The sequence below is a fragment of the Neobacillus sp. PS3-34 genome (assembly GCF_030915465.1).
Lineage (GTDB): Bacteria > Bacillota > Bacilli > Bacillales > Cytobacillaceae > Neobacillus_A.
Window position 1 is genome coordinate 3,024,745 of sequence record NZ_CP133267.1, and the last position, 13,311, is coordinate 3,038,055.

Genomic DNA, 13,311 nt, shown 5'->3' on the forward strand with positions numbered 1-13,311 from the left:
ATTTTATAAATAATACATATAATTTCTAAAAAATACCTAAAGAATATTAAGGGATGTTAATTATGGATTTGATATTGGATCGCTGCTCCAAGAAATCATTATACAAACAAATATCTGAATATATTGAGAGAGGAATTGCCGATGGAACTTTTCCTCCTGATAAACCTTTGCCATCTGAAAGAAGATTGGCCGCAGAATTGCAGGTTAACCGAAGCACCGTGGTTGCAGCTTATGATGAATTAGAGGCTAATGGATTTATTGAACGTAAAAAAGGAAGCGGAACGACTATTAGTAAGGATGTATGGGGAATTACTAAAAAACGTATACCCAGTTGGAACCGGTATATTGAGGCAGGCTCTTTTTTGCCCAATTTACCTGTGACTCAACGAATCCGTAAAGAAATGGAACAACAAAATCTCATAAACCTTGCTAGCGGAGAGCTATCCGAAGATCTTTTTCCAATCCATTCTTTACGTGAAATGATTACTGAGAGATCATTTGCGGGGAGTTTAGGGTATGACCATCCACAGGGTAATGCCATTCTTAGGGAAACGATAACTAGGCATGTGAAGCAGTATCGAAATATTGCTACCAGCCCGGCATCCATTCTTATTACTTCCGGAGCTCAACAAGCTCTGCACCTAGTAGTCCAATGTTTGCTAAAGCCCGGAGATGCAGTGGCGTTAGAAGATCCATCCTATAATTATAGTCTTCCCATATTCCAATCGGCGGGGCTTAGAACCTTTCATTTACCTGTAGATAAAGACGGTATTAATCCCGGTGATTTACTTTCAATTCACAAAAAACATCGTATCAAAATGATATTTTTGAATCCTTTTTTTCAAAATCCAACCGGTACAGTTCTGCAAATGAATCGGCGAAAAAAAATACTTGAAATTTCTTCTGAACATGGAATCCCGGTAATTGAAGATGATCCCTATAGCCTCACTTCCTTTAAGGGTGAAGAAATTTCTACCCTGAAATCAATGGATAGCCACGGTAATGTTTTATATATTAGCTCCTTGTCCAAAATTGTTGCCTCAGGTTTAAGGATTGGCTGGATTATTGGTCCAAAGCCGGTTATTGAAAGGCTATCTGACGCTAAACAACAAGTTGACTTTGGCCATGGAACTTTTACGCAATGGATTGCTAACGATTTTTTGGATTCTAATTATTTTCATTCGCATATCAATTTTTTAAGGGAGCAGCTAAAAAAGAGAAGGGACCAAATCGTCTCAAGTCTTCACTTTTATTTAAAAGATCAGGTAGACTTTTATAAACCAGATGGGGGAATCCATTTGTGGTGCAGGGTAAAAAAAGAAATGAATGATCTGCAATTATTGGAAGAATCCATTAAAAGAGGAGTCATTTATGTTCCAGGTTCAATATTAGGTTCAGATAAGAATTATCTTCGTTTTACCTTCGCACGGGAAAACGAGAAAACCATAGATGAAGGAATTAAAAGATTTGCCGACGCTTTAAAGAGCTTATAATTTTAATAAGTGGATCTGTCCAATCCATTAAAATATTAAAGTAAAAATGTCGAGTCAGGTCCCCACTGGCTCGGCATTTTTTTGTAGTAATGGGAGAAAAGGAGGATAAAAAATCGAAGTGAAGAATACATAGATTGTGTAATATTTTGTAACGAGTGGATAATTAGGGGTATTGTTTTGCGGAAAAAGAATTGGAATTCACAATAACACTTAGATGAACAAATTCCACAAGTGTGAATGAGGACCTTGCAAAATCATTGAGGAGATGAATTATGGAAGTGCAAAAAAGGCAGTACGATATGGATTGGATCAAAGTTCTTGCCACAGCAGTTGTATTTTTTTATCATTGCTCGATGTTTTTTAATCCGTTCCCCTGGCATGTCAAGAACAATGCGATAGATACGAGAGGCATTTTAGTGTTTTCACTTTTTGTTGGTTCATGGATTATGCCTATATTTTTTGCTGTATCAGGAATAAGCACTTTTTATGCTTTAAGGAAGCGGGGGGTAGGACAATTTGTACAAGAACGATTGACCAGGCTTGGAGTTCCGCTATTATTTGGAATCTTTATTTTGTCACCTCCACAGGTCTATATTGAACGAATAACACACCATCAATTTAAAGGATCATTTTTGGGATTTTTGCCTCATTATTTTGATGGCTTGTATTTAGATATTGGGGGAACCGGGAACTTTTCTTTTGTTGGGCTTCACCTATGGTATTTATTTGTGCTATTAATATTCTCATTTTTAACTTTGCTTTTATTTATTAAAGTTAAAAGAAAAATTAAATTTGGAACAGTCCATTTCATTGCAATGCCTGCATTGCTTTTCCTTGCAGGATTTATCCATACAATAGGGTTAGGCGGCTGGGATATCCTCTTTTATCTGCTTATCTTTATTTATGGCTATTACTTTTTTTCTAGCGAGGGCTTTAAGGATGCTCTACATAAAAGCATAAAACTGCATACGGTCATGGCACTTTGTACTACAGTTTTTTATATTCTCTGGTTTATGAAGGGCACTCCCTCCCCAGGTTCTTTCAGTGATGTTCTTTTTTATGCCGTTCATGTCTTGAATGGCTGGAGCTTGTTAATGTGTATTTTTTACTTAGCCGATAAATTTTTATCTAAATCTAATCGCTTCTTAAAGTATGGCAGCGAGGCCGCTATGCCCTTTTATGTGCTGCATCAGCCTATCCTCGTTATGGTCGGCTATTGGATCCACGATTGGCAATGGCAGGTATACTTGAAGCTATTGTTTTTAGCCAGTATTTCATTAACAATTATTTTGCTTTCCTATCATTTTGTCATAAGGAACATAAATATTTTGCGATTTTTATTTGGGCAAAAAGCTAAGGGGTCTGTCAACCAATCCTCTGGCTCTAAGGCTGCATTAAGCTAAACCTGAATAAAAAGGAAGCACTTTCGTCAAGTGCTTCCTTTTAATAGTTTTATGAGATTTAATAAAATTGTTTGTAATTTTCTAAAAAGTTTTTCAGTTTCTATTTACTTCTAGGAAAATATACCGATATAAATAGTGATTTGAGCGGGCTAATTGAAAATAGCAGTGAAGGAGTTATAAACATGAAGAAACGCAGCTTTTCTGTACAAAGGAAGCTATATACAGGTTTTCTTGCCGTTCTTATTCTGATGGGAGCTTTAGGCAGTGTTTCCTTTTGGAGTATGAATCAGATTAATGATAAATCACAGGAAATAACAGAAACCTGGCTGCCTGGTGTAGAAGAGATCAATAATATCAGTTATCTGACAGAGCATATTAGTGCAATGGAGTTTAAGTTTGTTTTACAGGAAGATGAACAGCAGCTTCAAGCACTAGAAACTGAAATGGACCATACCTTTGCTGAGATTGACAAAAGCTTTAAAAATTACGAAAAAACGATTGCTTCCAAAGAAGAAAGAACACTGTTTGAACAATTAAAGAAAAAATGGCATACATATGAGTCCATTCACCTGGATTTTCTCAGTGAAGGCAGGGAAATGAATGTCGTTACTGGGGCAGGAGAAGAAAATGCCGCCTTACTTCTCGATACAATTGATAAAGCTAACAAGGCTTATAAAGATATGCAGGTTGACCTCCGTTTACTTGTTAAGATGAACCATGATGGTGCAAAACAAGCCAGTGCAGATGGGGATACGATTTTAAAGACTGGGACGGCATTAAATTCTATTATTCTTGTTTTGGCCATCATTCTTGGATTGGCTGTCGCATTTATCGTAGCCCGCATGATTTCCAGGCCGCTAGTCTGGGTGACGAAAAATCTGCAGCAGGCAGCAGGCGGAGACCTTACCATGGATCTCGTCCAGGTTAAAAACAAAGATGAAATTGGAGTTCTTGCCCAATCCTTTAATGCAATGGGAACGAGCCTTGCCAATTTAATTCGGCAGATCCGATCAAGTTCGCAAATGGTCGCTTCAGCCTCCGAACAGCTACTAGCGAGCTCAGAACAAACCAGCCATGCTGCAGAAATGATTTCTTCGTCCATATATGAGGTCGCGGTTGGATCTGAAAGGCAAGCAAAGCACTCTGTCCAGGCAAATCAGGTCGTTGAAGAGATTTCTAACGGGATGGAGTAAGCGGCGAAATCTATCCAAGCTGTAGTTGATCTAAGTGTGAAGACCAATCTAATGGCTGATTCTGGGAATACGATTGCCTTGGAAACGGTGGATCAAATCAATCAGGTTCAAAAGCATGTAGGAAAAACAACCGACATTGTCAATGAACTGGGTGTAAGGTCTAAGGAAATTGGGCAAATTGTTGATGTCATTTCCCAAATCTCAGCACAAACCAATTTACTCGCGCTCAATGCTGCCATTGAGGCCGCAAGAGCGGGCGAGCATGGAAAAGGATTTGCGGTGGTCGCGGATGAAGTCCGGAAATTAGCGGAACAATCCAGCAAGGCCACAGATTCTATCCGTGATATTATTGCACTGATTCAAAAGGAAATCGTGAATGTCATAGGATCCATGAAGGAAGGAAATGAATTTGTCCGAAATGGGATTCAAAAAGTAAATGAGACCGGTAAGGCCTTTAAAGAAATATTGGAAATGGTCAATGAGATTTCTTTTCAGGCACAAGAGGTGTCGGCTGTAGTGGAAGAAGTTAATGCTGGAGCGGAAGAAATGGTAAATGTAATGAATGAGATTTCTGCCATTTCCAATCAGTCAGCACAAAATACCCAACAGGTTGCGGTATCGGCTGAAGAACAGAATGCTTCCATGGAAGAGATTTCAGCATCAGTACATTCCTTAAGAGAACTCGCTTATGATTTGCAAAAAGAAATAGAGAAATTTAGTGTGAGTTAATAAAGAGCCTGCAGGCGTGTCCTCTAATTGGACAGCCTGCAGGCTTTTTGAATATATGGGACTTTCCCATAAAAGCTAGTAAAAGAATAATACATTTATAAGAATAGAACCTTTTTTTTAGGGAAATGAATAAACGATAGAGCAAAAAAGTGTTCTTTTAAATTGGCTGTTTTCGTAAACATTGTTGCTATTTACAAAAAGAGAAGTGTGGTTGATTTCCGCTCCAGGATGCTCGCTTTCCGCGGGGCGGGCGGTGAGCCTCCTCGGCGCTGAAGCGCCTGTGGGGTCTCACCTGTCCCGCTGCTCCCGCAGGAGTCTCGCACCTTCCGCTCGAATCAACTTCTTTACCAACTTTTTGCTTTACACAAAACCTATTTAAAAAACAACAATCTTTTAGAAAAGAGCCTTTAAATTATATTGTTTGCAATATAATTGTGAGCAACTTCAATTTTAGGAGGGGCATTAATATGGTAAAACCGCTATTTACATCTACTGCAACCGCTGTTGGTGGAAGAGAAGGACGAGTAGAATCACCTGATGGAGTCATTAAATTGGATTTAGCCATGCCTGGGACTCCAAGAGCAAAGCAATTACCAGAGGCAGCAAACCCTGAACTTCTTTTCGCTGCTGGATATTCCGCTTGTTTTGATGGAGCCCTTCAATTCATGGCAAAGAAAGAACATGTCAGTTTTGAATCTGAAGTAACAGCGAATGTACACTTTTTAAAAGATGAAAGTGATAATGGATTTAAACTTGCTGTTACATTACAGGTGAAAGGTAAGGGTATTGAAAAAGACAAGCTGGAAGATCTTGTTCATAAAGCACATGAATTCTGCCCGTATTCAAAAGCGACCAGAGGAAATATAGACGTAAAACTTGAAGTTGTTGAATAAATAAAGGGTGCCATATTATGGCACCCTTTATTTATTACGATCTCATTCTAAGGATTAGTTGACCAAAGACCAGCAGTTTTAACAAATACGCGCGAATTCAGCTTTAGTTGAGCAACCATGAATTCGGCAAGATCTTCAGGCTGCATGACATTATCTGGGTTACCGCTGATAAGATTTGTCTCGATTGCCAAATCAGTTGCGACGGTGCTTGGTGTTAAAGCAGTCACACGAATATTATGCTTTCTTACTTCAAGCATGAGTGATTCGGTCAGGCCGAGAACGGCAAACTTCGATGCACTATATGCGCTTGTGACTGGAGCACCTTTTTGTCCTGCTGAGGACGAAATATTGATGATATCCCCGGCTTTTCTTTCAATCATATCTGGCAACACCGCACGGGTAACATTATAGACTCCCATCAAATTTACGCGAATGATGCTCTCCCATTCTTCAGGGGACAGTTCAAGAAAGCCGCCAAATTTAGCGATACCAGCGTTATTGATTAAAATATCAATCGAACCCAGGTCCGTCTTGATATGCTCAACAGCGTGATGAACTGAGTCAAGGTCTGATACATCTGCAGTCGCAGCTGAAATTTTTACATCATATTGCTGAAGTTCTGCTGCTGCTTTTTCAAGATTGGACATAGTCAAACCGATTAAGCCGATATTTACGCCCTCTTTTGCTAAGGCTATAGCAGTAGCTCGTCCAATTCCTCTTCCTGCTCCTGTAATTAAGGCAGTTTTTCCGCTCAAAGAAATCATTTTATCACTCCTTGAAAAATAATTGATAACAGTCATAAATACTAACAGAAAGACCGCACCGTTTCAAAAAAATGGTTTGCGGTCTTTCTGTATATTTTTTCATTTGTCATTACTCGAGATTGGCGTGTTTCCCATACATTATATTGGAATCCAATCCTTTTTTCTCCATGAACCTAAGGATTACAGCATCGAAAAATAATAGCAGTGTTTGTTCGAATAGTGATCCCATCGGCTGGATTGTTTTATAATCGCTTTGTGATTGATCTTTAGGCGAGCCAGGCAATTTAATCACAGTATCTGCTAATTGTCCAATTGTGGATTGAGGATTAATGGTGACAACTGCAACTGTCCCACTTAAACTCTTTGCTTTTTCAGCCATCGTAATTAAACTTTTCGTTTCACCTGAACCGGTGGCGATGATTAATAAATCGCCTTCCTCTAGGTTAGCAGTGACAGTCTCACCTACGACATAAGAATCCAGACCCATGTGCATCATTCGCATCGCAAAGGATTTTGCCATAAAACCAGATCGGCCTGCCCCAGCTACAAAGATTTTTTTTGATTCAAGAATTCCGTTTAAAAGGAGTTCTGCTTCTTCGTTCGCTATTAAGTCTGCTGAACGGCTTAATTCTTCTATAATTTTTGCTAAATATTGAGTTGTATTCATAACAGCATTACCCTTGTTTTATCATTTGTTGCATTTGGGCTGCAGCAGCTTTAATATCGTCTTGTCCGGTAATACCTCCGCCCACAATGATAAGATCTGGCTGTGCTTTGATTACCTCAGGCAATGTTTCCAATTTAATGCCGCCTGCAATCGCAGTCTTAGCATTTTTTACAACGTCTTTAATGGCTTTAAGATCTTCGAAAGAGTTCTGTCCAACTGCTTGAAGATCGTAGCCTGTGTGGACACAAATGTAGTCTACACCAAATGCATCAAGTTCTTTCGCACGGGCTTTTTTATCCTTTACAGCGATCATATCGACAAGGATTTTTTTCCCTTGTTTTTTCGCCTCTGCAACGGCACCTTTAATGGATTCATCTTCAGCAGCACCAAGAATGGTAACAATGTCTGCGCCTGCTTCAGATGCCTTCATAACTTCATATCCAGCAGCGTCCATAATTTTCAGGTCAGCCAATACTTTTAACTTAGGGAAGGCTTCTTTCATTTCTTTTACAGCTCTTAGCCCCTCATTAATAACAACAGGAGTACCGATTTCTACTACATCGATATATTCTTCAACTTGTTTAACAAGGTCTATTCCTTCTTGGATGTTTACTAAATCTAATGCTAATTGTAATTCCATCTATATTCACTCCTAAAGGTTTTTGTTGAATCTGTTTTCGTAATATACCCATAGAGATTTCAGTTACACTAACAATGTTAGGCAACTTTGGGGTACAGATGCAAGTATACTACGTAGATATTTGAGTTGTAAGTACGCACTTTATTTTTACATAGTGCTAAAAAGTATACTATGGGATATAATAAGGATAGAGGTGATCACGATGCCGCGTATGCAGGATAAAACGTTTAATTGTGAAAAGGAATTGACCCTTTCAGTCATTGGCGGGAAGTGGAAGATGCTTATTTTGTGGCATCTTGGAAAAGAAGGGACAAAACGGTTCGGTGAATTGAAGGCACTCATGCCTGGTATTACTCAAAGAATGCTCGTAAACCAGCTCCGGGAACTTGAAGAGGACTTAATTGTTGAACGAAAGGTTTATCCCGTAGTTCCCCCAAAGGTCGAATACTCACTTACTGAACAAGGAAGAAGCCTAATGCCAATTTTGGATTCAATGTACCAATGGGGTAAAAACTACATGGAAACATCTTTGAAATCGCCCATGGAAAAATCCGAGTCAGTTAAGTAACCAATAAAATTTCTATATAAATTATGGAACAGCCTTTCCTCATAGGAAGGCTGTTTTTTATATGAAAGAAATGGGTAATATAAATTTAACTATTCGTGGTGGAAGCATTTCGAAAATATTACATATATAAAGGGGATTTCCATATGAAACTGACTCCGGAGCAGCGCATCGAACTGCATGGCTTCAATAATTTAACCAAATCATTGAGCTTTAATATGTATGATATTTGCTATACGAGAACGAAAGAGGAACGCGAGGCTTATCTTGAATATATTGATGAACAGTACAATGCCGACCGGTTAACGAAAATTTTAAAACATGTTACCGAAATCATTGGGGCCCATGTTCTGAATGTAGCCAAACAGGATTATGTTCCCCAGGGTGCAAGTGTGACGATCCTGGTTTCGGAAGGACCTGTGGTAGAGGTTCCTAATGAGGTATATGATGCATCACCGGGACCGCTCCCTGATTCAGTGGTCATGCAACTGGATAAGAGCCATATCACCGTCCATACTTACCCTGAATATCACCCAGACGAAGGGATCAGCACGTTCAGGGCAGACATTGATGTCTCTACCTGCGGTGAAATCTCTCCGCTTAAAGCGCTCAATTATCTCATTCGGTCATTTGATACCGACATTATGTCGATCGATTATAAGGTTCGCGGCTTCACCCGTGACAAATACGGCCGTAAATTATTTATTGACCATGATATCAGTTCCATCCAGAATTATATTCCGGATGATGTAAAAAGCTTATTCGATATGATCGATGTGAACGTTTATCAGGAAAATATCTTTCATACTAAATGTAAGCTCAAAGAGTTCGATATAAACAATTATCTCTTTGGCTATACAAAAGACAAATTGGACCCGGAAGAACTCGAGGAAATCACTGAAAGACTATTGATGGAAATGGATGAGATTTTTTACGGGAAAAATATCCGTCCTGGATCGTTAAAGTGAAACCAGTCCCCGTTAATGCAGGAAAATAAATTTAATCAAACGTTTGATTAATAATCATAACCTCAAAAGGCCGTTCAGCTGAACGGCCTTTTGAATTCTTTTCACCTATCCAGTTTAACCAGCTCGGCATCCTTGTTAGGGCGCTGCAAAATTAAATCCCTTAGTATATGGGAACCAAGCATGCTGTATACTGTCCCGTTCCCTCCATAGCCTAGCAGATAAAAAATACGTCCTTTATCAGGTTGCTTTCCAATGTAGGGGAGATTATCAAGAGATTCTCCAAAACTGGCTCCCCATGAATAGGCGACCTCTACAGTCTGCATTGGAAAGAGCTTTTCAATCTCCTGTTTGAGCCGGGTGGCACGGTTATCAATCCAAGATTCGTTTTGAGGGGCTTCTGGTTCATCCTCATCCAATCCGCCGGCAATAATTCGACCATCCGTTGTAGTACGGAGATACAAGTAAGGCCGTTTAGTTTCCCAAATTAACATTTTATCTTCCCATTGTGATAAATCTTCTATCGGCTCAGTCGCAATTGCATATGAACGGTTAATATCTGCGCCGATTCTGTCGCCAATCGGAGGTGTCTCATAGCCGGTGGCATATATTACATTCGAAGCGGAGAAGGTACCAATGGATGTATCAACTGTGACCTTATCTTTAGTTTCCTGTACATTTCTTACTTCAACCTGCTCAAACAAATGCACATCTTTATTTTTTAAATAACTGAAAATGTTGTTTACGAAAAGATACGGATTCACTTCTGCATCACCATAAGTGATCAGTGCAGCCGGTTTTGAAAAAGGAAGATGGCTTTCCAGTTCTTCTTTCGTCCAGTATTCCACCGGAAAATTATTCTTTATAAGTGCGTCATATTCCTTCATCAGCTTCTTAACATCTTCTTCTGTACTTGCAAAACAAATACTTTTTCTGCGGATTAACTCACTTGACTCGGGTAATGTCTTTGATACTTCTTCTAGCTGTTCGACTGCCTGTTGGCATAAATGGTAAAAGCGAACAGCATTTTCTTCCCCAATTTGCTCGATTAGTTCATGGAGCATGATGTCATTTGAAAATTGAAGCAGCCCGGTATTTGCCGAAGAGCTCCCCGAGGCAGCCGTTTGTTTATCGACGATCGCAATTTTTAATCCTTCTTGTGAAAGAGTATAGGCACTCAATGCACCCGACATCCCTGCCCCGACAATGACGACGTCATAATGTGCAGCAATCGGCGGATTTTTATGATTACTTTGCCTGTTTTTTAACGTGGTTGGCCAGTATAATTCACCGTTATGCAAATCCATTGAACTGTCCCCCAGTACTAGCTTGCTTGTGTTGTTGCTACTAGTTTACCCTAGGACCTTAGTCTGAAAACGCAATAAGAAGTGATAGAATTTTCACTCTTTCCCAAACAGGAAGTGACAACTTGTCTCTTTCGCCTTAATATGGAAATAAGGAGAAAGGGGTAGATGGCTGTGCAGGTAAAGGTGTTTGCCAATCTCCGCCAAATCTGCGGCGGGGTAAAAGTAGAGGTTTTACCAGAAGGGGATAGAGTTATTGATGTGCTGGATAAAATGGTAGAGATGTTTCCTGACTTGCAGGCAGAGATATTTACGGCTGAAAAAGAGCTGCTTCCATTTGTTCATGTGTATGTAAACGGAAGAAACATCGTCCATGAGGAAGGGCTTTTAACCAGGGTCAAGGAAACGGACCAATTTGCTCTATTTCCGCCAGTCGCAGGTGGTTGAGTTGCCGAGCCGCGACCTTGAATTCCGCGGAATAAACCGAACACATCTGGGAATGTACTTTGAAGAACTCGGTGGGATCCAAATAACCGATTCCTTCCCGTACATATATAAGGCCGAGAGCTGGAGTGGGCGGATAGTAAGCGAAGAGGAAATCGCCTTCACAAAAATATTCAGAGTGAATGCCGTTCAAATCCGTTTTGAGGCGGAGGATGAAAACCTGCTTGAGGAATTGATTAAAAACTATCGCTATAAAACGACAAGGATAGGTGGATAAAAAAGGCTTCTGCACAAATTGCAGAAGCCTTTTCTTTATTCAATTATACGAGTTGGCCTGGATTGATGATTCCCAATTCACGAAGCTTATCTTCTGGAACAATACCATCTTTCCAGCCGCGAACCTGATAATATTCTTCAAGCATGATATCCATACGACTGACAGCTCCCGCGCTGTTTCCTGTTGCCGGCTCCTCTGTGAAGCGTTTAGGAAGGAAGTCATCCTCACGCTTATCGAATCCTGCCAGGTTGTTATAATAGCGCTCAAGGTTGTAAATACGCTCTCCAGCTTTCATAACGTCGTCGGCTGTCATTGGGATGCCTGTCATTGTGCTGTACTGCTCTGCATAGTGCTCTGCATTTTCAGAGAAAGAAGAGAATTTGCAGATGTTCATAGAATCAGAGAAGGCAAGCATATCCTGGAATACCCGTAACAATTCGCCTTTTCCTTCGGGCTTCAGGCGATCTGTCGGTTCTGGAATACCGGCAATTTCACTGGCAACTGTATATCCGCGCAGGTGGCATGCACCGCGGTTGCTCGTCGCATAACCAAGCCCGATACCCTGGATTCCACGTGGGTCATAGGCTGGGATGGATTGGCCTTTAACAGACATCGAAAGCTCAGGTGCTCCCCAAAGGGCAGTTGCACGCGCAGGACCTTCAGCAAGAATACCGCCAAAGCCTTCGCGGAAAGCAATTTTTCTTGTCAAATCGATCATATTATCGGCATCGCCCCAAATGAGCTTTTCATCAATCAGGCCTTTTCATAGGCTTCCATTGTGACCGAGAAAGCATGGCCAAGCTCAATTGTATCAAGACCGTATTCATTACAGCGGTCAATCATATAAGAAATCGCTTCTGCATCGCTTAATAGGCAGTTTGATCCTAGGGACCATGCGGATTCAAACTCAATGCTTTCCACTCTTGTCTTATATTTTCCGTCTTTTACTTCAACTTCGATTTTACAGCCAACAGGGCAGGCATGGCAGGTATTATTCCTTACAAGCAAATGTTGGTTCACATACTCCCCGCTGTGCTTCTCAGCTTCCTCCCAATGTGTTAACTGGGAGTTCTTTGTTGGAAGCGCTCCCACTTCATTGATCAGGTTGGTTAAAACGTTCGTGCCATATACGGATAATCCGCCTTTGTTTGGAGCAGTTAATCCGCCTTCAAGAATGGCCTTTACCGCTTTTTTGTTTGCTTCTTTATATTCTTCTTTCAGAGCAGGCTCTGGCATATTGCCCTTTTGCGACGCTTTGATTACGATGGCTTTTAGTTTTTTGAAGCCGGCAACCGCTGCTGTACCGCCACGGCCTGCAGCGCGGTCATGCTCATTGATAAATGAAGCAAAGCGCACTGTGTTTTCGCCAGCCTGGCCAATGGTGAGAACACTTAAATCATCCTGGCCGTACTTATCCTGCAATACTTTAATTGCTTCTCTTGTGCTTGTACCCCAAATAGCGGATGCATCGCGAATTTCCGCTTTGCCATCTTCAATGTAAAGATAAACAGGCTTGTCACTTTTTCCGGAAAAAATGATGTTATCAATACCAGCCCATTTCAGCCTTGCAGCTGTCCATCCGCCGATGTGTGAGTCAGTCACAGTTCCTGTCAGCGGTGATTTTGTAACGACACAAAGACGTCCGCTCATGGAAGACCGGGATCCAGTTACCGGGCCAGTCATGATACAGATAATATTTTCCTCTGAAAACGGCTCAACCTCAGGACCATTATCAAGGACATACTTTACCCCAAGCCCGCGGCCCCGATGTATTTTCGGGCATTCTCTTCGTTTAACTCTCTGTAATCGACAGTGCCGGCTGATAGGTCTACTAAAATTTCTTTGTTCTTAAAACCGCCAAGATTCATCTGTCCAGAACACCTCTTTCTTTTCTCATGTTTGTATTGCAAAAAAAATTTTATACATCTATTAATTATTAGCTATTTCACTAATAAATTCCTTTTTATATTTTAT

General features: G+C 40.5%; 13 protein-coding genes and 1 pseudogene. 9 read left to right on the forward strand and 5 right to left on the reverse strand.

Annotated elements, in window-relative coordinates; translation table 11 throughout:
- The first annotated feature begins 62 nt into the window (after positions 1-62).
- From RCG23_RS15520 to RCG23_RS15540, 5 genes are all read left to right on the forward strand, one after another.
- On the forward strand, positions 63-1,493 hold the full coding sequence (locus tag RCG23_RS15520; protein ID WP_308176455.1) for a MocR-like pyridoxine biosynthesis transcription factor PdxR: 1,431 nt from the start codon (positions 63-65) through the stop codon (positions 1,491-1,493).
- A gap of 272 nt (positions 1,494-1,765) precedes the next feature.
- Positions 1,766-2,896 carry an acyltransferase family protein gene (locus RCG23_RS15525; RefSeq protein ID WP_308176456.1) on the forward strand — a complete coding sequence of 377 codons (1,131 nt, stop codon included), beginning with the start codon at positions 1,766-1,768 and terminating at the stop codon, positions 2,894-2,896.
- 182 nt (positions 2,897-3,078) lie between these two features.
- A complete protein-coding gene (locus RCG23_RS15530; protein ID WP_308176457.1) occupies positions 3,079-4,089 on the forward strand; it encodes an MCP four helix bundle domain-containing protein in 1,011 nt (336 codons plus the stop codon).
- Positions 4,090-4,125: 36 nt separating this feature from the next.
- Positions 4,126-4,818, forward strand: a complete 693-nt coding sequence (locus RCG23_RS15535) for a methyl-accepting chemotaxis protein (RefSeq protein WP_308176458.1) — start codon at positions 4,126-4,128, stop codon at positions 4,816-4,818.
- A gap of 467 nt (positions 4,819-5,285) precedes the next feature.
- On the forward strand, positions 5,286-5,711 hold the full coding sequence (locus tag RCG23_RS15540) for an organic hydroperoxide resistance protein (protein ID WP_308176459.1): 426 nt from the start codon (positions 5,286-5,288) through the stop codon (positions 5,709-5,711).
- 47 nt (positions 5,712-5,758) lie between these two features.
- Here RCG23_RS15540 and RCG23_RS15545 read toward each other — a convergent pair whose 3' ends face one another.
- The 3 genes from RCG23_RS15545 to hxlA form a co-directional block, all read right to left on the reverse strand.
- Positions 5,759-6,475 (reverse strand): 3-ketoacyl-ACP reductase, encoded by a 717-nt coding sequence (locus RCG23_RS15545; RefSeq protein WP_308176460.1) that lies wholly within the window; start codon positions 6,473-6,475, stop codon positions 5,759-5,761.
- A gap of 109 nt (positions 6,476-6,584) precedes the next feature.
- On the reverse strand, positions 6,585-7,142 hold the full coding sequence (gene hxlB / locus RCG23_RS15550; RefSeq protein WP_308176461.1) for a 6-phospho-3-hexuloisomerase: 558 nt from the start codon (positions 7,140-7,142) through the stop codon (positions 6,585-6,587).
- A 7-nt stretch (positions 7,143-7,149) separates the two neighbouring features.
- Positions 7,150-7,782 (reverse strand): 3-hexulose-6-phosphate synthase, encoded by a 633-nt coding sequence (gene hxlA / locus RCG23_RS15555; RefSeq protein ID WP_308176462.1) that lies wholly within the window; start codon positions 7,780-7,782, stop codon positions 7,150-7,152.
- Positions 7,783-7,984: 202 nt separating this feature from the next.
- Here hxlA and RCG23_RS15560 point away from each other — a divergent pair, with 202 nt between their 5' ends.
- Both RCG23_RS15560 and speD read left to right on the forward strand, forming a co-directional pair.
- Positions 7,985-8,350 (forward strand): winged helix-turn-helix transcriptional regulator, encoded by a 366-nt coding sequence (locus tag RCG23_RS15560; RefSeq protein WP_308176463.1) that lies wholly within the window; start codon positions 7,985-7,987, stop codon positions 8,348-8,350.
- Between the two features lie 143 nt (positions 8,351-8,493).
- Positions 8,494-9,315, forward strand: coding sequence for an adenosylmethionine decarboxylase (gene speD / locus RCG23_RS15565; protein WP_308176464.1), 822 nt, complete (start codon positions 8,494-8,496; stop codon positions 9,313-9,315).
- Between the two features lie 101 nt (positions 9,316-9,416).
- Here the strand turns inward: speD and RCG23_RS15570 are convergent, their stop codons facing one another.
- Complete coding sequence (locus tag RCG23_RS15570) at positions 9,417-10,619, reverse strand: NAD(P)/FAD-dependent oxidoreductase (RefSeq protein ID WP_308176465.1); 1,203 nt, start codon at positions 10,617-10,619, stop codon at positions 9,417-9,419.
- Between the two features lie 171 nt (positions 10,620-10,790).
- Between RCG23_RS15570 and RCG23_RS15575 the strand changes: the two genes are divergently transcribed.
- Both RCG23_RS15575 and RCG23_RS15580 read left to right on the forward strand, forming a co-directional pair.
- A complete protein-coding gene (locus tag RCG23_RS15575; RefSeq protein ID WP_308180071.1) occupies positions 10,791-11,063 on the forward strand; it encodes a ubiquitin-like small modifier protein 1 in 273 nt (90 codons plus the stop codon).
- Positions 11,056-11,337 (forward strand): MoaD-like domain-containing protein, encoded by a 282-nt coding sequence (locus RCG23_RS15580; RefSeq protein ID WP_308180072.1) that lies wholly within the window; start codon positions 11,056-11,058, stop codon positions 11,335-11,337. Before RCG23_RS15575 ends, RCG23_RS15580 begins: the two co-directional genes overlap by 8 nt.
- Positions 11,338-11,380: 43 nt before the next feature.
- Here the strand turns inward: RCG23_RS15580 and RCG23_RS15585 are convergent.
- Positions 11,381-13,205 (reverse strand): annotated as a pseudogene (locus RCG23_RS15585) (aldehyde ferredoxin oxidoreductase family protein).
- Between the last annotated feature and the right edge of the window lie 106 nt (positions 13,206-13,311).